This window comes from Blautia sp. HCP3S3_C4, from assembly GCF_052064095.1.
In the GTDB taxonomy this organism is placed as follows: domain Bacteria; phylum Bacillota; class Clostridia; order Lachnospirales; family Lachnospiraceae; genus Blautia_A.
The window spans coordinates 1-20,801 of the sequence record NZ_JBQHWF010000009.1; the positions used below are offsets into that span (position 1 = coordinate 1).

General features: G+C 42.5%; 20 protein-coding genes, 1 tRNA gene and 1 other RNA gene. 3 read left to right on the plus strand and 19 right to left on the minus strand.

All coding sequences use genetic code 11. The features are described from left to right. Positions 1 to 374 precede the first annotated feature (374 nt). The 3 genes from ACTNC6_RS09365 to ACTNC6_RS09375 all read right to left on the minus strand — a co-directional run bounded on the left by ACTNC6_RS09365 (position 375) and on the right by ACTNC6_RS09375 (position 3,706). Entirely contained in the window at positions 375 to 1,082 is a 708-nt protein-coding gene (locus ACTNC6_RS09365; RefSeq protein ID WP_441043941.1) for a CvpA family protein, read from the minus strand. A gap of 10 nt (positions 1,083 to 1,092) precedes the next feature. Continuing rightward, complete coding sequence (locus ACTNC6_RS09370) at positions 1,093 to 2,331, minus strand: DUF5711 family protein (protein WP_433845593.1); 1,239 nt, start codon at positions 2,329 to 2,331, stop codon at positions 1,093 to 1,095. 118 nt (positions 2,332 to 2,449) lie between these two features. Continuing rightward, positions 2,450 to 3,706: a LysM peptidoglycan-binding domain-containing protein gene (locus tag ACTNC6_RS09375; protein WP_441043942.1), complete on the minus strand. Its 1,257-nt coding sequence runs from the start codon at positions 3,704 to 3,706 to the stop codon at positions 2,450 to 2,452. Positions 3,707 to 3,926: 220 nt separating this feature from the next. Between ACTNC6_RS09375 and yyaC the strand changes: the two genes are divergently transcribed. Further along, on the plus strand, positions 3,927 to 4,472 hold the full coding sequence (gene yyaC / locus ACTNC6_RS09380) for a spore protease YyaC (RefSeq protein ID WP_173742615.1): 546 nt from the start codon (positions 3,927 to 3,929) through the stop codon (positions 4,470 to 4,472). Here yyaC and ACTNC6_RS09385 read toward each other — a convergent pair. From ACTNC6_RS09385 to ACTNC6_RS09420, 8 genes are all read right to left on the minus strand, one after another. Beyond that, the gene (locus ACTNC6_RS09385; RefSeq protein ID WP_019160571.1) at positions 4,445 to 5,383 is read right to left on the minus strand and encodes a transketolase family protein; all 939 of its coding nucleotides are present in this window, start codon (positions 5,381 to 5,383) and stop codon (positions 4,445 to 4,447) included. The two genes, yyaC and ACTNC6_RS09385, sit on opposite strands and share 28 nt — an antisense overlap. Next, positions 5,371 to 6,210: a transketolase gene (locus tag ACTNC6_RS09390; protein ID WP_019160570.1), complete on the minus strand. Its 840-nt coding sequence runs from the start codon at positions 6,208 to 6,210 to the stop codon at positions 5,371 to 5,373. The genes ACTNC6_RS09385 and ACTNC6_RS09390 overlap by 13 nt, the downstream gene beginning before the upstream one ends. A 15-nt stretch (positions 6,211 to 6,225) precedes the next feature. Next, positions 6,226 to 6,879: a fructose-6-phosphate aldolase gene (fsa, locus tag ACTNC6_RS09395; RefSeq protein WP_019160569.1), complete on the minus strand. Its 654-nt coding sequence runs from the start codon at positions 6,877 to 6,879 to the stop codon at positions 6,226 to 6,228. Positions 6,880 to 7,179: 300 nt separating this feature from the next. Continuing rightward, positions 7,180 to 8,292, minus strand: coding sequence for a LacI family DNA-binding transcriptional regulator (locus tag ACTNC6_RS09400; protein WP_173742616.1), 1,113 nt, complete (start codon positions 8,290 to 8,292; stop codon positions 7,180 to 7,182). 18 nt (positions 8,293 to 8,310) lie between these two features. Beyond that, positions 8,311 to 8,910, minus strand: coding sequence for a recombination mediator RecR (gene recR, locus ACTNC6_RS09405; protein ID WP_173742617.1), 600 nt, complete (start codon positions 8,908 to 8,910; stop codon positions 8,311 to 8,313). Then, the gene (locus tag ACTNC6_RS09410) at positions 8,910 to 9,266 is read right to left on the minus strand and encodes a YbaB/EbfC family nucleoid-associated protein (protein WP_026076869.1); all 357 of its coding nucleotides are present in this window, start codon (positions 9,264 to 9,266) and stop codon (positions 8,910 to 8,912) included. Before ACTNC6_RS09410 ends, recR begins: the two co-directional genes overlap by 1 nt. A gap of 35 nt (positions 9,267 to 9,301) precedes the next feature. After that, entirely contained in the window at positions 9,302 to 10,912 is a 1,611-nt protein-coding gene (gene dnaX / locus ACTNC6_RS09415) for a DNA polymerase III subunit gamma/tau (protein WP_441043943.1), read from the minus strand. A gap of 48 nt (positions 10,913 to 10,960) precedes the next feature. Next, positions 10,961 to 12,043, minus strand: coding sequence for a 6-phosphofructokinase (locus ACTNC6_RS09420; protein ID WP_441043944.1), 1,083 nt, complete (start codon positions 12,041 to 12,043; stop codon positions 10,961 to 10,963). Positions 12,044 to 12,294: 251 nt separating this feature from the next. On the opposite strand from ACTNC6_RS09420, the gene ffs reads away from it, so the two are divergent. Then, positions 12,295 to 12,549: signal recognition particle sRNA large type (gene ffs, locus ACTNC6_RS09425), an RNA gene on the plus strand. A gap of 81 nt (positions 12,550 to 12,630) precedes the next feature. On the opposite strand, the gene ACTNC6_RS09430 is transcribed toward ffs, so the two are convergent. From ACTNC6_RS09430 to ACTNC6_RS09440, 3 genes are all read right to left on the minus strand, one after another. Next, positions 12,631 to 13,995: an MATE family efflux transporter gene (locus ACTNC6_RS09430; protein WP_441036720.1), complete on the minus strand. Its 1,365-nt coding sequence runs from the start codon at positions 13,993 to 13,995 to the stop codon at positions 12,631 to 12,633. Continuing rightward, positions 13,976 to 14,482 carry a tRNA adenosine(34) deaminase TadA gene (gene tadA, locus ACTNC6_RS09435; RefSeq protein ID WP_441036721.1) on the minus strand — a complete coding sequence of 169 codons (507 nt, stop codon included), beginning with the start codon at positions 14,480 to 14,482 and terminating at the stop codon, positions 13,976 to 13,978. Before tadA ends, ACTNC6_RS09430 begins: the two co-directional genes overlap by 20 nt. Before the next feature lie 82 nt (positions 14,483 to 14,564). Beyond that, positions 14,565 to 14,638, minus strand: a tRNA-Pro gene (locus ACTNC6_RS09440). A 139-nt stretch (positions 14,639 to 14,777) separates the two neighbouring features. Here ACTNC6_RS09440 and ACTNC6_RS09445 point away from each other — a divergent pair. Beyond that, positions 14,778 to 15,668, plus strand: a complete 891-nt coding sequence (locus ACTNC6_RS09445) for a DUF6128 domain-containing protein (RefSeq protein ID WP_441043945.1) — start codon at positions 14,778 to 14,780, stop codon at positions 15,666 to 15,668. On the opposite strand, the gene ACTNC6_RS09450 is transcribed toward ACTNC6_RS09445, so the two are convergent. The 5 genes from ACTNC6_RS09450 to ACTNC6_RS09470 form a co-directional block, all read right to left on the minus strand. Then, entirely contained in the window at positions 15,642 to 16,337 is a 696-nt protein-coding gene (locus ACTNC6_RS09450) for an anaerobic ribonucleoside-triphosphate reductase activating protein (protein WP_173742622.1), read from the minus strand. The genes ACTNC6_RS09445 and ACTNC6_RS09450 overlap by 27 nt on opposite strands. A 13-nt stretch (positions 16,338 to 16,350) precedes the next feature. Further along, positions 16,351 to 17,631: a PcsB-like coiled-coil domain-containing protein gene (locus ACTNC6_RS09455; RefSeq protein WP_441036723.1), complete on the minus strand. Its 1,281-nt coding sequence runs from the start codon at positions 17,629 to 17,631 to the stop codon at positions 16,351 to 16,353. A 173-nt stretch (positions 17,632 to 17,804) separates the two neighbouring features. After that, positions 17,805 to 18,098 (minus strand): septation regulator SpoVG, encoded by a 294-nt coding sequence (spoVG, locus tag ACTNC6_RS09460; RefSeq protein WP_019160558.1) that lies wholly within the window; start codon positions 18,096 to 18,098, stop codon positions 17,805 to 17,807. Positions 18,099 to 18,206: 108 nt separating this feature from the next. Continuing rightward, positions 18,207 to 19,325, minus strand: a complete 1,119-nt coding sequence (gene glgD, locus ACTNC6_RS09465) for a glucose-1-phosphate adenylyltransferase subunit GlgD (protein ID WP_173742625.1) — start codon at positions 19,323 to 19,325, stop codon at positions 18,207 to 18,209. Beyond that, entirely contained in the window at positions 19,322 to 20,599 is a 1,278-nt protein-coding gene (locus tag ACTNC6_RS09470) for a glucose-1-phosphate adenylyltransferase (protein ID WP_173742626.1), read from the minus strand. Before ACTNC6_RS09470 ends, glgD begins: the two co-directional genes overlap by 4 nt. Between the last annotated feature and the right edge of the window lie 202 nt (positions 20,600 to 20,801).

Consider the following 20,801-nt stretch of genomic DNA (forward strand, 5'->3'; position numbering starts at 1 on the left):
TTACGAACCGAACCGCATTCGCATCTTTCGATGCTCATGTGTAAAGAATTTTCGAGAATCGTATGTGTTTCACTGTTTAGTTATCAAGGTTGTCTGTCTTGCGACAGCTTTTTTATTATATCAGCTGATTTTTATATTGTCAAGAACTTTTTTATTTATTTTTTCAAGTTCTTTTTCAACAGTTCGCATCAGCAACTCTGATATAATATCACATCCATTTATCTCTGTCAACAATTTTTTTAACTTTTTTTAGTTTCAATTTTGTTTCTGAGAAAATAGAAATCCGCCTCATTCAGAAGCGGATTTATCATACCATTGTTTTTCGTCTGCGTCAAGCACATTTTTACATTTATTTACATTTATTTTTTATTTATTTATTTTGCATAAAATATATTCATAAAGATTTTAATCAGAACGTCTTTATCATACAAATAATTTAACAAAGGATCCTGCATGATAAGCTTCAGGGCTGTATCTCCCAGTTTCGTATTGCACAAAACGGTAACTACTAAAAACAAAATCCAGACCATAATTACAAATTTCACGCCTCCCAGCAATCCCCCTGCAATTTTATTTACCCCACAGATTACAGGAAGCCCGGCGATCAGATTTGTAGCCCAGGTAATACATCTTATGAACAAAGTTGCCAGTATAAACGAGATCAAAAAGGAAATTCCATTTACTACAATTTGTGCCAGGTATCCAACAACATAATCTGAAAATGTATTCACCGAAAGATATTGATAAACTGATGAATTATTATTCTCTGTCAGCCCGCCGGACAACAGATCCGGAAAATCCAGATCAGATATGGCGTTCTCCTGGCTTTCTTCTGTCACAGTCTGAGCTTTTATCCCCTTTTCTTCTGCAAATTTGCTGCAGTTTTGCTGTATAGTTTCATATATAGATGTGTTTTCGCGGATATAGCTGTTCACATATGGATTAATAAACCATACCAGAACAATAGACAGGACTACGCATATCAGTGAAACTACTTCACGGATCAATCCGCGTCTGTAACCGTGCAGACAAGACAGAATCAAAATTGCAATTGCAATAATACCGGGCCAGGTTATATTCATATTATTCCTCCTATCCCAGCTTGATCACATCTACACCACTGTCCAGAACGAGCAGATATCTGTTCCACCCAATCTTAAAGAAATCCTTAATGGTGCCGTCTACTGATCCCATGTATTTCTGAACTCCTCTGCTGTTCATTACACATATCTGTGAACTGTTATACATCAGAATATTCCCACCGCTCAGTTTAATTGTAGTATACGGAATATTAAAATTCTGTTTGAATTTCAGATTACCATCTGTAGAATACACTTCCATCGTATACTGCTTATCCTTATTGTCATTCTTAAATACAAGCCCTATCATATCATCATCGAAAAAGGTGCTGACAATTTCCTTTTCCACTTCCACCGTTTTACCTTCTTTGGGAATCTGGCTTCCCTGGTAAAGAGTAAATCCATTATCTTTAAGCGCTACAGCGCGCCCCTTTTCCAGATATTGGATCTGGGGAATCACCACACCTTCATATTTATAGCCACTGACAATACGGTCATCTTCATTCTGTCCTACATCCCCAAAATTATAAAAAGCCACATAGCTGGTCGTATCATTCCCATCCACAAACTGGTAAGTAACCATCATGATAACCCCATCATCTGAAATGGCAACATCCAGCGGATAACCAGGATCATCTACTTTTGTCTGGTTTTCTGCGATCAGGCTTCCGTCTGTACTATAGAAATCAATCCAGGTGTCATCGCCTCCATCCAGAATCGCAGCAACCAGACCGCTTTGGGATACTCTGGCTTTTATAATACTGTAGGACGTAGTAACGCTCCCCGTTTTGCCGGATTTATCGTAAATCTCCAGGGTAGTCCCATCTTTATCTGCTATTACTGCACGATTTCCTTTCACATCAGCCACAGGGTTCTGCATCTGATATGTTTCACTCCAGATTGTATCCATACTATCTGAAACCAGAGATACTCCGTCCGGGCTATACCGCAAAATATCTCCATCCATTTCCACATAGCTGGTAGATACCACATCCTCCTGTTCACTGGATTTAACTATCTTATAATTATGGTAACTTCGTTTCTCCACATAAATGGTCACAGCTGTCACAGCCGCCACGATCACCGCTGCTATGAGCACAGTTTTTTTCACAATACTTCTTTTGTGGCCGTTATGCGAATTTTCACCATGCTCCCGACCTGTGCTTCCCTGTTCTCTGGCAAGCCTTGCTTTTTCGGCAGCCAGTTTTTTCTTTTTATGTTTTCTCATCATTTTTTTTATTGTATTTGTCATTTTTATCCTTACCTTGCAGTATTTTAGTCGAACGGACATACTCCGCATTTACCTATCATCATTGATCATTCTGCAATCTGCAGCTGCCACAATCCAGAATTTATTATAACACATATATCTAAGGTAATACAATTACTTGTCCCGGATAAATGATTTCATCTTCTTTTATACCATTCAAAGCACAAATCCGGCTTATTTCCTTTGCATCACCATAACGTTCCAGACTGATCTGAAAAAGAGTATCTCCCGGCTGTATCACATAAGATTCATGGACAGATTCTGAAGCAGCTGTTTCATTTTCCTTTTGCAGCTCCTCCCGCATTCTTTTCTGTGCTTTTCTCGTATCTGCCTCTTCTCTGTAAATCTGCTCTGTTTTATCAGACTGATCGATTTCTCCTGTCTGATTAGCTGGTTTGGGAGTCTGTTGTACAGAAACTTTCTTTTTTTCATTTCCCTTACTCTCTATGGTTTTCTTTTTTATCCTCTCGTTATCTGCTGATTTCTTTTCTATCTTCGGGGTTGGTGATGGCGTAATTTCTTCTATAATTACAGAGGACGCAGTTTTACTTTGCTCCTTAGGATATCCCGGATTCTGAAAATTCCTGTAAAAATTCATTCCCACCGTCAGCACAGCAATTGCCAGACACACAGGCACTGCATAGGAAAAAACCGAAACTGTATTTTTTTCTTTTTCCTCCTGTGTTTTTTCCGTAATGATCTTTCTGAAATCCTTCACAGCCTTATCTTCATATTTTTCTGTCAAATCCGACTGAAGCTTCTCGTTTTTCTCCACCATATAATTTTGCATACAGGTATTTTTCTCATAATACAGATAATAACCTTCCAATCGTATCATGGTATTGTTCTCATAACGAAAAAAAGCATCTTCACTTTCCTGAGGTTCCATAAGCATCAATACTTTTTCTCCTCCGAAATGCTTCAGATGTACTTTTTCCAGAAGCTCTGTTGCCTCCATAGATATCCGTGGCTGAGAAAAGAACCAGCCAACAATCTCCTGATCTTCAAAATATTTCTTTTGGTCTTCGTGAATCTGCTTCCAGACCTGCATCGAAAAGTCCAGATGATCCACAGCAGCTTCCATATCTTCTGCCATAACAGCTCCTCTGACAAACAGATATGCTGTTCCTGTCTTCCATTTTATTTCTCCTGTAAGTACAGCAACCCTTCCCTTCTGTACCTCCTGGTTTTCTTCTGTCCTGGCCAGCCTTATCAGAAATGTATATACATAATCCTCCATATAGATTTTGTATTTTTCTCCTGCCACTCCTATCTGCCTTATATTTCTGGGCAGGCAAAATCCTTCCTCCCCCTCTTGTATATCTGGATTTTCCTCCTTATAAATTACTTCTATCATTTCCAAATCACCCCTTCGGCTATCAGAATAGCATACAAAAACTGCGGATTTTATCAGATTGTAAGAGCAATCTCCAAAAACTTACCGACAGATTTTGCATCATGCATAAATAGCATTCATTAAGGATATGATAAATCAGACAGAGACTTTCTTGATTTCTCTGTTCACAGACATATAAGTCAAAAACAATAATAAAGCCCAAGTAAACAGGAGAAATTTTATGGTGTTTTATGTAAACTCACAAGAAAAAGAATCCTCTAGCGAAATTGCCTTTCTTCTAAGAAAATGCATTCTCCATCATCCGGGTCCATGGTCTGAACTGATCTTTCTCTGTATCGGCAGTGACCGTGTAACCGGCGACTGTCTGGGCCCTTATATTGGTCATCAACTGAGCCAGAAGGAAATACACGGAGTTTATGTCTACGGAACTCTGTGTCATCCTGTGCATGCTCTGAACCTGGAAAAGGCATCCGACTTTATCCATACCCATCATCCCCAGGGCCTTGTCATTGCCATTGATGCCTCTCTGGGCCAAAAAAAGCACCTGGGATACGTGACCATCGCAGATGGTGCACTTTACCCAGGTGCCGGAGTCCAAAAAGAACTTCCTCCTGTAGGTGATATCCATATCACAGGAATCGTAAACATTGCAGGTATGCTAGAGCAACTGACGCTTCAGACAACCCGGCTATCTACAGTGATCTCACTGGCAGATACCATTACACAGGGAATCTTAAATTATACAAATTCTTTGATCTGTTTGTAGATGCCTTCTGCATCCAGACCATATTTCTCAAGAAGAGCTGTTGCTGGGCCGGATTCTCCGAATACATCATTTACACCGATACGCTTTACAGGCACAGGTGCTTTTTCAGACAGGCATTCGCATACAGCTCCGCCCAGTCCGCCGATTACAGAATGTTCTTCTACAGTCACAACTTTACCTGTTTCTTTGGCAGCTGCAACTACAAGTTCCTCATCCAGAGGTTTGATTGTGTGGATGTTGATCACTTTTGCATCTACACCGTCTGCTGCAAGCTTCTCTGCTGCTTCAAGGGCAGGAGCTACACAAAGACCGTTTGCAATAATGGTAAGGTCTTTTCCCTCACGAAGAACAATACCTTTACCTAATTCAAATTTATAATCTGGTCTGTCATTGATAACAGGAGCTGCCAGACGTCCAAATCTCATATATACAGGTCCAACATGCTCATAAGCTGCTTCTACCATAGCTTTTGCTTCAATATCATCAGAAGGGCAGGCAACAACCATTCCAGGAATCACTCTCATAAGAGCAAAATCCTCGCAGCACTGATGGGTAGCACCATCTTCACCTACAGAGATTCCACCGTGAGTAGCACCGATCTTTACATTGATCTTCGGATAAGCAATAGAATTACGAACCTGCTCAAAAGCACGTCCTGCTGCGAACATTGCAAATGTGCTGGCAAAAGGAACTTTTCCTGTTGTAGCCAGACCAGCAGCAATACCCATCATATTGCACTCAGCAATACCGCAGTCAATATGACGTTCCGGGAATTCTTTTTTGAACATACCTGTCTGAGTAGCTGCAGCAAGGTCAGCGTCCAGAACAACCAGGTTCTCATGTTTCTTACCTAATTCAACCAGCGCAGCACCGTAGCTTGCTCTTGTTGCGATCTTCTTTACTTCTGACATAATGCTTCACCTACCTTTTCTAAGTCTGCCATTGCCTGTGCATACTGCTCATCATTTGGAGCTTTGCCATGCCATCCGGCCTGGTTTTCCATGAAGGAAACGCCTTTTCCTTTAACAGTTTTCATAATGATTGCTGTAGGCATTCCTTTGGTAGCCTTAGCTTCATCAAAAGCTGCCTTTAACTGATCCATATCATTTCCGTCTGCAACGTTGATCACATGGAAGTTAAATGCTTCAAATTTCTTATCGATCGGGTATGGAGAACATACATCGTCAATCTTACCATCGATCTGAAGTCCATTGTTATCTACGATCACTACAAGGTTGTCCAGTTTTCTGTGGCCTGCGAACATAGCAGCTTCCCATACCTGGCCTTCCTGGATCTCACCGTCACCTAATAAGGTGTATACACGATAGCTTTCGTTGCTTAATTTAGCAGAAAGTGCCATACCTACTGCTGCAGAAATTCCCTGTCCAAGAGAACCACTGGACATATCAACACCCGGGATATGCTTCATATCCGGATGTCCCTGTAAATAAGATCCCAGATGGCGAAGAGTCTTCAGGTCTTCTTTTGGGAAAAATCCTCTTTCTGCAAGTGCAGAATAGTATCCTGGTGCTGTGTGGCCTTTGGAAAGTACAAAACGGTCACGGTCAGCTTTCTTAGGATCCTTAGGATCAATATTCATTTCTTCAAAATATAAGTATGTGAATACATCTGCTGCAGACAGAGATCCACCCGGATGTCCTGCTTTTGCAGCATGTACTGCTGTAACGATATCCTTGCGGACTTCGTTTGCAATTTTCTGAAGTTCTAATTTTTCCATTATTATAAATTCTCCTTATTCACCAAATACGGCTTTATAGTCGTTCTGGAATTTCACAATACCAGCATCTGTCAGAGGATGTTTTGTCATCTGGACAATTACATTGTATGGAACAGTTGCAATGTCAGCACCTGCAAGTGCGCAGTCTGTTACATGGATTGGATTTCTTACGCTTGCAGCGATGATTTCTGTCTCAATTCCTGCTACTTCGAAGATCTCAGCGATCTCACGGATCAGATCTACACCTCTTGTAGAAATGTCATCAAGTCTTCCAAGGAACGGAGATACATAGGTAGCGCCTGCTCTTGCTGCCAGAAGTGCCTGGTTAGCTGAAAAGATCAGAGTAACGTTTGTTTTGATTCCTTCTGAATGAAGAACTTTAACTGCTTTCAGGCCTTCTACTGTCATAGGGATCTTAACTACCATGTTCGGATGGATTGCTGCAATAGCACGTCCTTCTTTGATCATACCTTCAGCGTCTGTTGTTGTAGCTTTTACTTCACCGCTGATCGGTCCGTCCACAATAGATGTAATCTCTTTAATTACTTCTTTGAAATCTCTTCCTTCTTTTGCGATCAGAGATGGATTTGTAGTAACGCCACAGATCACACCCATATCATTAGCTGCTTTAATATCCTCTACTTTTGCTGTGTCAATAAAAAATTTCATCTTAAAAACCCTCCTGTTTTTTTGCTTGATTACGTTGATATCCAGAATTTCTCTGTTGATAACTTCATTATAACAAGCTTCCGGAAAAGGTCAATCCCCATAAAATTTTATTAATAATTTTTGTATTAATAATGTATGTTTTTATAAATAATAATTTCTACCTGTTCCTATGCATTATTTCTGTTCAACTGATAATTCTATATGTCAGACTGGGATATTCTGCGCAGATGTTTGAAATAGTTTTTATCAGTTCTTACACCAGCCCTTTACATTATTAATAATAATTTTTTGAAAACATATTTAATTATTTTTTTCCAAAGGGTTATTTCTGACATGAGCATAACCTGTAGTGCGTCTTGCCATTAGTTTAGGAGTATACTCAATATTATACAGGCTGATAGGAGCTGTGTCTGTAAGAAACTGCTCCTTCGCATCAATTTTGCGGATTATGATATCGCAGGCATCCTGTCCCTTAAGTGCTACAAAATGATCAATGGTAGTCAATGAGATCCTGCGGATCCCGGAATAAAAAATATTGTCACATCCAATCACCGACACATCTCTGGGAACATGCACCTTTGCCTCATGCAGTGCATCCAGTGCACCGATGGCCATCATATCATTCTGTCCTGCAATAGCAGTAAACTGGCGCCCCTCCTGCAAAAGTTCCATGGTAAGCTCATAGCCCATAGAATATTCAGAATCCATTCTGGGGATCTGCGAATCTATGGACTCATCTGCTGCCTTAATGATCACATGATCCTTCAGCCCCTCTTTTTCATATTCTTTTACAAAGCCATTCACCCGTTTGGTTCTCTGCCATTGTCTCTTTGTCAGTGGCGGTGTAATAAATGCCACATCCCTGTGTCCCAGATCCAGCAAATGTCTTGCCATAAGTCTGCCCACTACGGTATTATCCTGATTAATGGCATCTACAGTAGTAGTTTTCTCTTTGTTACTGATAATAACAAGGGGAATTGTCTGTGCCATTTCCTCTACCTGCAACTGAAAATCCGGATTTGGATTGCAGCTGTAGATAATTCCCTGAGGCTGCAGTGTCTGCATCATCCGCAGATATTTTTCCTCCAGCCTGGGGTCTCTCTGGGTATTACAGATAAAAACTCCATACCCCTGTTTATCCGCCACTGTCTCAATCCCCTGTAACAGCAATACATAATAAGGATTGGTAATGGTAGGGCAAAATACAACGATCAGCCTGTCCTTTTTACTTTCTTTTTTGTTTCTGCGGCCAGGAAGCTGATATCCCAATTCTCTGGCTGCCATCTCCACTTTCTCTACGGTTTCCCTGGAAAAAGAAACATTATACTTTTTATTCAGTACCATAGATACCGTAGCCTGAGACACACCAGCCTTTTTAGCCACATCAGAAGATGTTGCTTTTTTCTTTGCCAAAGGGCTCCCTCCTTTGCATCAAAGTTCCACTCTTCCTTCCAGGGCACGAAGCAACGTCACTTCATCAATATACTCCAGGTCTCCGCCTACAGGTACTCCGCTGGCAATCCGGCTCACTCTGATTCCGGTAGGTTTAATCAGTTTACTGATGTACATAGCTGTGGTTTCACCTTCCAGGCTGGAGTTCGTGGCAATGATCACCTCTTTGACCTCATCTCTGGTAAGGCGCTGCATCAGTTCCTTGAGCTTGATATCATCCGGCCCTATTCCCAGCATAGGAGAAATAGCTCCGTGAAGCACATGGTAAACGCCTTCAAACTTCCCCGTTTTCTCATAAGCTGCCAGGTCTCTGGTATTCTCCACAACCATGATCACAGAGTGATCACGTTTGGGATTTGCACAAATAGGACAAATTTCTTTATCTGTCAGCGTATAACAGCATTTACAATACTGCACATTCTCTCTGGCATTTACAATGGATGCAGTAAGCTGTTCAACCTGATCTCTGGGCATATTCATAATATGAAAAGCCAGCCGTTGGGCTGATTTCGCTCCAATTCCCGGCAAATGAGAAAGCTGCTCGATCAGCCTGTTGATATGACTGCTGTAATATTCCATCAGAATGGAAGACCTCCTCCAAGTCCGCCCAGTCCTCCTGTAAGTTTGGACATCACTGCTGTGGATTCCTCTTCCACCTTGCGAAGAGCTTCATTGGTCGCTGCCACGATCAGATCCTCCAGCATTTCAATATCGTCAGGATCTACAACCTCTTCCTGCAGTTTTACCTTTATCACTTCTCTTTTACCGGAAATAGTCACTTCTACAGCTCCGCCGCCTGCAGCAGCTGTAAATTCCTTTTCTTCCAGCGCTTTCTGGTTCTCTTCCATCTGGCGCTGCATTTTCTGCGCCTGCTTCATTAAATTATTCATATTTCCCGGCATACCCATGCCCGGAAATCCTCCACGTTTTGCCATGGCGGTATCCTCCTCAATTTCATTCACTTTCATTTTTATTCTAATTCATCAGGATCCTCTTCTGTAACTATATCCATATGGATATTCTCGCGAATCGCCTGATCTACGCTTACCTGTGCCAGGTTAGTATGCTGATGCTTATTGGCCACCAGCATCTGGATCTCTACGGATTTTCCTGTCTGTGCTGCAATAATATCCTGCAATTCTTTCACTGCTTCCGGATTATCCACATAAGTCTGTCCCAGAAAATCCTGAAACTCTACATACAGAACAGATTCTCCTGTCTCTCCGTTGTACTTCGGCACAGATTTCTGCAGCATCTGCTTAAACATTCCTGTAGTCTGTCCCACAATTGTTCTCCATCCGGCTACGATTTTCTGCAGATCCTCCGGAGCTGCCTTAGCAGGTGCAGCCTGATGGTTTTCAGGGATCGCTCCTGCTATATCTGATCTTTTTTCCCCACTGCTCTGAACGATCACCTGCTGTACCGGTCTCTCATCCATACGCTGTTCCAATACTCTCAGGCGATCAAGCACCGAATCAAGGTTTGTCTCCATTGCAGGACGACATAGCTTGATCAAGGCAATCTCCACCAGAACTCTTTTCTGGGCAGCATAACGGATCTGGTTTGACAGATCTGAAAAAATACGGATATAACGCATCAGTGTTTCCACATCCAGCATTGTACTCTCTTCTTTCAGAAGCTTCATATTTTCAGAAGAAACATCTATAGCCTCCTCTGGTTCCTCGGAAGTTTTTACAAGAAGCAGATTTCGCATATACCATGTAAAATCCCCTACAAACTGTCCTAATTCTCTGCCGCCTACAATCAGCTCCTCCAGAATATGGATAGAACCGGTCACATCCCCCTGGATCACTCGCCGAAGGAGTTTGCTGAATACCTCTGTGTCCACGGCTCCCAGGACTTCCAGAACCTTATCATAGGTCAGGGTCTGTCCCAGATAAAAGGCAATACACTGATCCAACAGACTGAGAGCATCTCGCATAGAGCCATCTCCGGCCTTGGCAACATACCGGACTGCCTTCTCTTCTGCCTCTACTCCCTCAATATTCAGAAGTTCTTCCAATCTGGATGCAATGGTATCTATGGTAATCCTGTGAAAATCATATCGCTGACACCTGGACAGGATCGTAATAGGAATCTTGTGCGCCTCTGTTGTTGCCAGAATAAAGATCACATAAGAGGGCGGCTCCTCCAGTGTTTTCAGCAGAGCGTTGAACGCTCCTGTGGAAAGCATATGAACCTCATCAATGATGTAGACTTTATATTTTCCCTCTGTGGGACGGTAGGATACCTCCTCCCTGATCTCACGGATATTATCCACACCATTATTGGAGGCAGCATCGATCTCTATCACATTCATGGCAGTTCCCGCCTGGATTGCCTTGCACATAGCGCACTGGTTGCAGGGACTTCCATCCACAGGATGCTCACAGTTCACTGCCTTTGCCAGGATCTTAGCTACTGTGGTTTTACCTGTACCTCTGGTCCCGCAGAACAGATAGGCATGACCAATACGGTTATGTTTAATCTGGTTTGTCAGGGTAGTTACTATATGATCCTGACCCTTAACATCCGAAAAATTATCTGGTCTGAATTTCCTGTAAAGGGCAGTATAACTCATGAATTCACTCCTGTTCTATAACATTTCTGATAAACCATACAGTCAGAATCAGTCTCCAAAGCTGATACCGATCTGCTTGGCAGCAAGTACCAGCTGATCTTTCGGAGAAACCATTTTCAGCTTGCCTGCACATTCCTCCAACGGAATACGTTTGATCTTGCCGTTAACCACACCGATCATCACACCGTAAGCTCCATCCACAATAGCCTGGGCTGCTCCTGCACCGATTCTGGTGGAAAGAACACGGTCATAAGGGCAGGGCTCTCCGCCTCGCTGTGTATGTCCCGGAACAGTAACACGCACTTCGCTTCCAATCTCCTGGAAAATCTGATCTGCGATTTCATAGGATACAGATGGGTATTTCTTTGCTCTTACTTCCAGTTTTTCTTTGTATTTCTTTTTCGGAAGTTCTGCATCTTCTTTGGAAATCGCACCCTCAGCAACTGCAAGAATAGTAAAACGCTTGCCTGCTTTCGCACGTTTCTGGATTGCTTCGGTAACCTTCTTGATATCATAAGGAATCTCAGGGATCAGAATGATATCTGCACCACCGGCCACACCTGCATGAAGAGTAAGGCTTCCAACCTTATGTCCCATGATCTCTACAATAAACACACGGCCATGAGAAGAAGCTGTGGTATGGATACAGTCAATGGCATTGGTCGCAATGTTAACTGCACTCTGGAAACCAAAAGTCATATCTGTGCCATAAATGTCATTATCAATGGTCTTCGGAAGATGAATAATATTCAGCCCTTCCTCACGAAGAAGATTGGCTGTCTTCTGCGTACCATTACCTCCCAGGATAACCAGGCAATCAAGGCAAAGCTTATAATACGTCTGCTTCATAGCCTCAACTTTATCCAGTCCCTTTTCATCCGGAACACGCATCATCTTAAACGGCTGTCTGGAAGTACCCAGAATAGTACCTCCCTGAGTCAGTATGCCGGAAAAATCTTTTGATGTAAGCATACGGTACTTTCCATAGATCAGTCCCTTATATCCATCATCAAATCCATAGACTTCCAGTTCATCCACACTATTGGACAATCCCTTAACAACGCCTCGCATAGTTGCATTTAAAGCCTGGCAGTCGCCACCGCTGGTAAGCATACCAATTCTTTTAATCATGATAGTATCCTCCATTTCTTGCATCCCTACTGGTCAAGTGGATAAAATCATCCTGTTTGCTACTTGCCCATAACCCAATAACTGCTTTGCAGCTGATTCGGTTAAATTCCTGTATGATCACAGAAACAGTAGACCGCATATACTTTCAATATTATATAATATTTCCCTTTTTCACACAATAGCGTTCCAGAATTTTCTGTAACTTGCCCTGAATGTATTGACAAAATGTTCTCCAGACTATATAATAAATTCCGCGCAGCCGGGGAGATAGCGGTGCCCTGTACCTGCAATCCGCTACAGCAGGGGTGATGCCAATCTGAGGCTTGTATCTTGTGGAGCTGCCCTCTATAAGTGGCGTTGACGTTTGGGTCTTACGCAACAGGAATCTGTGAACCGTGTCAGGGCAGGAATGCAGCAGCACTAAGCAGAAGCTCTTGTGTGCCGTGAGGGTGCCTGGACTGAGTTAACTGTAGAGGTAACGTCTGTGAGACCATTCCGAGGTGCGGCGCGCAAAAAAAGAATATAATCATCTTTATATAAAAACAGCATCCGGAATTTTGCATTCAGAATTCCGGATGCTGTTTTTTCTACATCTCCACAGCTTTTACAGACTGTACATTTTTATATTTTTTCATAACATAAAAATAATAAGGTACTATAGGGATCAGAGCAGCCAGCCATGCTGCCGGATCCGCCAGGCATACCCCTGCATAAGAAGCATGACCTGCCACAACTACTACAATACCGGCTCTGGCTACCAGTTCAAACACACCACCCAGCATAGGTACCAGGCCGTATCCCATTCCCTGCAATGTATTTCTGTACAGGAAAATACTTCCAAGAAATGGATATGCCCAGAATACTGTTCTGAAGTAAGTAACCGAAGCCTGCACAACAGCCTCCTCTGACGGATCTACAAACAGATAAGTCAGATACCTGCCAAAGAAAAACAACAGGATCATTCCCATAACACTCCAGGCCAGAATCATAATCTGCGTGCATTTTACCCCTTGTTTTACCCTGTCTATCTTTCCGGCACCACGATTCTGTCCCACATAAGTGGCAACCGTCGCACCAAAAGAAGTAAATACAGTACAAAAAAGGTTCTGAATCTTACCTGCAGCAGAAAAGCCAGCCATATACACCGGACCATATATATTGATGGCACCCTGCACAATAATCGTTCCAATTGCTGTAATGGAAAACTGCAGTCCCATAGGAACTCCCAGTTTCATAAGCTTTCCAAAGCTTGTCCATGCAATTTCAAAATCCGGCTTCTGCAAATGAAGAAGGGGAAAACGTTTAATAATATATATAAGGCAGCAAACAGCGGATATCCCCTGGGCAATCACTGTCGCATATCCACAGCCCTCTACTCCCATTCCCAGATATACTATAAACACAATATCCAGAATAATATTGATCACTGCGGAAATGATCAGGAAATACAGCGGAGATTTTGAATCCCCCAATGCCCGCAGAAAAGCAGCCAGTGTATTATAGGCTCCTGTAACAAGCAGGCCCGCATAAATAATCCTCATATATGCACTTACATCCCCAAATACTTCATCCGGGCTATTCATCAGGCGAAGGATGGGCTTATTGGCAATTCCAAAACCAACAGTCATTGTCAAAGAAAAAAGAACCATCAGATAAACAGACATTGCCACATAATGACGCATTCTGTCATACTTTTTCGCCCCGAACATCTGAGCCACAATAATGGCAAACCCGCTGCTCAGACCATTCAGCCAGCCGGTTACAAAAAACATCAAAGAGCCTGTACTTCCAATAGCAGCCAGTGCATTTACACCAATAAATTTACCGGCAACAATGGAGTCTGCAATATTGTAAAACTGTTGAAAAAGATTACCCAGACACATGGGAATCATAAATTTAATAATAAGGCTTACCGGATTTCCCGATGTCATATCATGAATACTGTTTTTCATTTTCTCTCCTGCTCCTTTCTTTTTCTGCTTTTTTCCGTTCCCTGAGTTTTTTGAAAAAATCAGACAACATAGTTGAACACTCTTCCTGCAAAACGCCCTGGGTAATCTTTACCTGATGGTTAAATCCATCAATCTGCAAAAGATTCATCACAGAACCAGCACAGCCCGCCTTGGCATTCATACAACCAATCACCACTTCGTCGATCCTGGATTGCACCAAGGCCCCTGAACACATTTGGCAGGGTTCCAGAGTTACATACATAGTACATCCTTCCAGCCGCCAGTCTCCCAGCTTTCTGCTGGCCTTGCGGATTGCATTCAATTCCGCATGAGACAAAGTATTCTTGTCCGTATTCCTCCTGTTATATCCTCTGGCTATGATTTTCCCCTCATAAACAATCACACAACCAATGGGAACTTCGTCCAATGCCTCTGCCTTTTTTGCCTGACGTATGGCTTCTTTCATAAATTTTTCCTGTTCCGTCACCTGCTCACCCCCTGTTTTGTCAATGATTTCGAGCGCAAAAAAAGCCTGAACACATAATGTCTTCAAGCTTTCTTCTATGCAGTCGAAGCGACGGGATTCGAACCCACGACCTCTGCGTCCCGAACGCAGCGCTCTACCAAACTGAGCCACGCTTCGCTAATGCAAAAACTATTATATTAGTATTTTATTCTTTTGTCAACAAGTTTTTTCAAGTTTTTTATTTTTTTGTTTTTTTCGAATATTTTCTCATGAATTACATATACATTACTGAATCAATGAGCATGGAGGTTTTTTCATGTCCGGATATCGGCGTTTTGTTGCATATGTATATGAATATCTGAAAGGAAAAAAAGAAAACAACTGCGGATTTATCAAAGTCGAAGAGCGGGAACAGCAATGTAGAATAGAGCTGCATCTGCATTGCCCGGGACTCCCGGCAGACCTGCCGTGTAAAATTTACGGTTTTGTCCGCAAGGATGGCCTGATGAATGGCATCCTTCTGGAAATCCTGAATACCAGGCCAGATGCTATTGAGGGTTTCATTGAAACAGATTCTGCCAGCATGAACGCTTCCGGAATATCTCTGGATCAGTTAAACGGAATGCTTTTCCTCACAGAATCCGGAAGCTTTCTAGGCACCCAATGGGATGACCTGCCTATCCGTCCAGAAGATTTCCGAGAAATAAAAACTGATCATCAGTCCGAACCGAACGTTGCGACAGCCGAACAGTCTGAAGAACAGTCCGAAGAACTACCTGAGTCCCCGGTAGTTCTGACCCAGCAAAGCACAGAACAGACGGTTTCCTCCCAATGGGCTGTTCCTCAGGAATCCACTGTATCCTTTCCCTATTCACTTCAGGATTCTTTCGTACCCTTTACAGACGGCTGGCTTACCAATGCCTGGAAAATCCAGTTAAACGACCTGCGGCATTTTCCATCGCAGCATAACTCCCTCCGGAATAACCGTTTCATACAATACGGATTTTATAATTTCGGGCATCTGCTGCTGGGCATTACCTGCCAGGAACAATATATCCTAGGTGTCCCCGGATGCTACAATCAACAGGAAAGCTTTATGGCAGGCATATTTGGCTTCTCTTATTTCCGGGAAAGCAGTCAGATCCAGCTTCCTCATTCCAAAGGCGGATATTGGTATCGCTCAGTCTATCCCCCGGATTTCCACTAAGGATATCGTCTCTTTTAAAATCTTCTGAAAGGCCTGCAATTCCGCCAGGGTATAACTTTCAAATCCAGGCTTAAGGACTCCGTCAGAGTCCTTATATGCCTGGAGATAATATTCCTTTGCGCCCCTGAGCCACTGTCCGATTTCCCGGAAGTCCTCCTCAGTATGAAGCTCTTTTACCACAGTGGTCCGAAACTCATAATCTAATTGTCCATGAAGCAAAAAATCCACTGTTTCTCTGACTTTGTCCATTGCCGGAGCTGAAACCCCGGCTAATCTGGAATAATGATCCGGCCCGGCTTTAATATCAACAGCAACCTTATCAATGAGCTTTGATTCTGCCAGATGCTTTACCACCTCCGGTCTGGTACCATTGGTGTCCAGTTTGATCAGATATCCCAGATCTTTGATTTGTCTCAAAAATTCTTCCAGGTCTGCAGCCAATGTGGGCTCTCCTCCCGAAATACATACTCCGTCCAGAATCCCTTTCCGTTTTTTCAGAAAAGCCAGGATATCCTCTCTGGCATAATCCGGCTGTTCCTCCGGATGCAACACCAGTACACTGTTCTGGCAAAAGGGACATCGAAAATTACATCCTCCCAAAAATATGGTACTGGCTACCTTTCCCGGATAATCCAGCAAAGTTGTTTTATTAAATCCGCAGATTCTCATGATATCCGTCTCCTTAGTTCAGCTGGTAAACCTCTGCAGACTGAAGTCCAAAGCTTAAAGCATCTGAATGATTATCAAAGAAGATATCTACATGTCCGTAGGGAGTTCCCAGATCCTCTACTGTATACACATTTCCATTGATCAGAAGCTGAGTGCCAAAAGGAACTCCTGCCATAGCAACAGTACGTCCGGCTGCGGGAACAGTTCCGCTGGCTGTCAGATTACCTGCTGTACCGCAGCACTGCGCACAATTACAATAGGCTGTCAGAGTGAAATTCCCAAGATACTTACCCTGTCCGGAATTCGTACTTTCTGAAGAAGACTGATCCTCTGAAGCATCTGAGCTGTCCTCTGTGCTTTCTGAAGACTCCTCTGCATCTGAAGTATCCTCTCCGGATTCCTGGCTTTCATCGTTCTCCTCTGTATAGTTTTCCTCTGTGGTATCTTCCTCATAACCCACTGTATCTTCTGCAGCATCTTCTTCAGTGGTATCCTCCTCACCGGAAGCTTCCTCCGCAGCTGCCGCTTCTGCCTCAGCTCTTTCCTGGGCTGCTTTTTCCGCCTCTGCCTGCTGGATCAGCTGTGCAATACTATTGTCTGCACTGTTGATCTGAGCTGTCAGTGCTGCTGCCTCCTCCTGACTGGCACTGATCTGTGCGATATAAGAAGAAATATTATCACTGGTGCTTGCAGCCAGCTCCTGCACTTCCTGCTGTTTAGCGGAACGCTCCGCAAGAAGACTGTCAATGGCTGTTTTCTCTTCCTGGGCTGCCGTTTTCTGCTCCTTAATAGTCTCCTGAAGATTCTCATATTTCTCAAGCATATTTCTGTCATACTGGGAAATCTTTGAAACACTCTCTGCAGTATTGAGAAATTCTGCCAGATCTTTGGAAGAAAGCAATGTCTGCAGTGCTGTAGTTCCTCCATTTTCATACATATACTGAATACGCAGCTTCATATCTTCATACTGCTTATCAGAAGCTTTCTGGGCTTTCTTTAATTTCTTCTGAATATCTTTTAACTGGTTTTCTTTTTCACCTGCCTGAACGCTCAGATCAGAGATCACATTGGTAAGCTCCTCATACTGCACATTCAAATCTGAAAGATAATCCTCCAGCTCCTGTTTCTTGCCTTCCATTGCACTGATATCAGCCTGAGCCTGGGCAAGTCCTGCCTCTGCCTGCTGTTTCTGTGCCTGCATATCTGCAATTTCACCTTCTGTGGCATATGTAACTGTTATATTAGAAAGAACAAACAGCCCTGCCAACAGCAATGAAATAATCTTTTTTTTCATAAACAAATCACCTTTCAAGTTTTTCTGAAGGTAAGTATAACATAAACCGTAAAAAAATCAACACTTTTCCTTAATTTTTGTAATAAATATGTAATATTTACCGTATAAAAAGACTGCTGTGATTGATATTTCATCTCCTCACAACAGTCTTTCCAAAGCAATTATTCTTTTATTTATTCCTCTGCAGCAACAGCTTCCTCTTCCGGCTCAGCCAGTATAGCTTCCTGATATTTGCTCAGAATGATAGTCTGAATCCGGTCACGGGTTCCGGAATTAATCGGATGGGCAATATCCCTGTATTCTCCATCTGCTGCCTTTCGGCTTGGCATAGCAATAAACAGGCCTTTTTCGCCCTCAATCACCTTAATATCATGTACCACAAACTCATCATCTATGGTAATAGACACAACGGCCTTCATCTTTCCTTCTTTTGCCACCTTCCTCACACGCACATCAGTGATATTCATAATGTTTACTTGCTCCTTTCAATCTGCCAGACATTTCTGACGGTTTTTCTTTCATTAGTCAATCGGATAAAATCATCCGCTTCGCTACTTGATTCGGTTAAATCTGATTTACAATACATAACGATCGTTTTTCTCTACAACGATTTTTACTTCTCCCTCACCACAGTAATAGGAGTTGGCACGGATCGTGTCTCTGCTTTCCACAATACAGTTTTCAATATGTGTATTGTCTCCCAGATATACATTATTCAGAATAACAGAATTCTTGATCACACAATTATTTCCCACAAAGACATCTTTAAAAAGAACAGAATTCTCAACTGTACCATTGATAATACATCCACTGGCCACCAGACTGTTCTTCACCTGGGCACCCGGATTATATTTTGCCGGAGGCAGGTCATCAATCTTTGTCTTCACAGTTGGCTCCTGTTTAAAGAAATAATTACGGATTTCCGGCTTCAGAAAGTCCATATTTGTTTTATAATAAGCTTCTGCTGTAGAAATATTACTCCAATAAGAATCAATCTTATATCCATAGATTCTCTTCAGATTTTTGTAACGGATAAGAATATCCTTTACAAAATCATGGCGTCCCTCCAAAGCAGCTCTCTCGATCAGCTCAATCAGCTGTCTGCGGCGGATCACATAGATTCCTGTTGAAATTGTATTATAAGAAGACACCATGGGCTTCTCTTCAAATTCCTCGATCCTGCAGTCCTCATTCATACGGAGTACACCAAACCGCTCAATCTCCGCCGGATCCTCACAAGTAGTGCATACCACTGTAACATCTGCCCTCTTTGCAATATGATATTCCAACACTTTATTGTAATCCATCTTATAGACACAATCACCGGACGCAATTACCACATAGGGCTCATGGCTGCTTTTCAGGAATTGGAGATTCTGATAGATTGCATCTGCAGTGCCCTGATACCAGAGGCTGTTTTCCTTGGTAATCGTAGGTGTGAATACAAAAAGTCCTCCCTGTTTTCTGCCAAAATCCCACCATTTGGAAGAACTCAGATGCTCATTCAGAGATCGGGCATTGTACTGTGTCAACACTGCCACTTTCTGAATATGAGAGCTCGCCATATTGCTCAACGCAAAATCAATACTTCGATAGCTTCCGGCAATGGGCATAGCTGCAATTGCCCTCTTATTTGATAATTCTCTCATGCGGTTATTATTGCCACCCGCTAAAATAATACCTATTGCTCTCATTTCCCGTCACCATCCTTTGCTGTGATCACCTGTCCGCCTGCCAGTTCTCCATTCGGATAATCCTCCGGGGTAGTCACGCCTGATATAGCAGTATTTTTACCAATTTTCACATTGTCCGGAACCACACTGCGTTCACCTACAGTGGCAATTCCAAAAGCATAAACTGCCGGCTTTGCCACATTGGGGGCTTCCTCTCCACAGCCCAGGACAACATGATTACCTATAATAACATCTTCTGCAATAATCGCTTTGTCCATCTGTACGTTCTCTCCCACCACGGAATTGCGCATAATAATGGAGTCACGGATCACACTACCCTTTCCAATAACAACATTAGGGCCAATCACAGAATTATGTACTTCACCATAGATCTCAGAACCTTCACCTATAAGACACCTGTCTGTAACAGCCTCTGCTGAAATGTACTGAGGCGGAATAATATCCCCTTTTGTATAAATCTTCCAGAACTCTTCATAAAGATTAAATTCCGGAATAATATCGATCAGTTCCATATTGGCTTCCCAATATGATCCAAGAGTCCCTACATCCTTCCAATATCCGTTATATTCATAAGCAAAAAGTCTCTCACCTTTTTCCTTACAATAGGGAAGAATATGCTTTCCAAAATCACAGCCATTCTGGTCCTTCAGAGAGACCAGTGCCTCCTTCAGTGCAGGCCAGCTGAAAATATAAATACCCATGGACGCAAGATTACTGCTTGGATTCTCCGGCTTCTCCTCAAACTCGGTGATCCTTCCCATATCATCAGTCACCATAATACCGAAACGGCTTGCTTCCTCCATAGGTACAGGCATACAGGCGATTGTCACATCTGCTTTATTTGCCTTGTGAAAATCAAGCATCACCTCATAATCCATCTTATAAATATGGTCACCGGACAAGATCAGGACATAGTCCGGATTATACTGTTCCATGTAATCCATATTCTGAAAGATCGCATTGGCCGTTCCTGTGTACCACTCACTGCTTGTACTTTTTTCATATGGGGGAAGTACAGTTACACCACCCTCGTTTCTGTCAAGATCCCACGGAATACCAATACCTATATGTGTATTAAGCCTCAACGGCTGATACTGTGTTAATACGCCTACTGTATCGATACCCGAGTTAATGCAGTTACTTAAAGGAAAGTCTATGATACGATACTTTCCGCCAAAAGCAACTGCAGGTTTTGCTACTTTCTCTGTCAGTACGCCCAGCCTGCTGCCCTGGCCGCCAGCTAAAAGCATGGCTATCATTTCTTTCTTTATCATGCAATCACCTCTTGTATGTTATGATTTTCTCATTATACCACACTTCCTATAGTTAGTGAACATTTTTTACAATTTTTCTTTCTGTTTTTTACTATTTTTAGAGCTATTGTATACGCCTTTTTTTGACACGCTTCGGTTTTTCTTATATTTATTATGCATTTTTTCTATATATTTATCTGTTTTTTTGTATTTTTTTGCTATA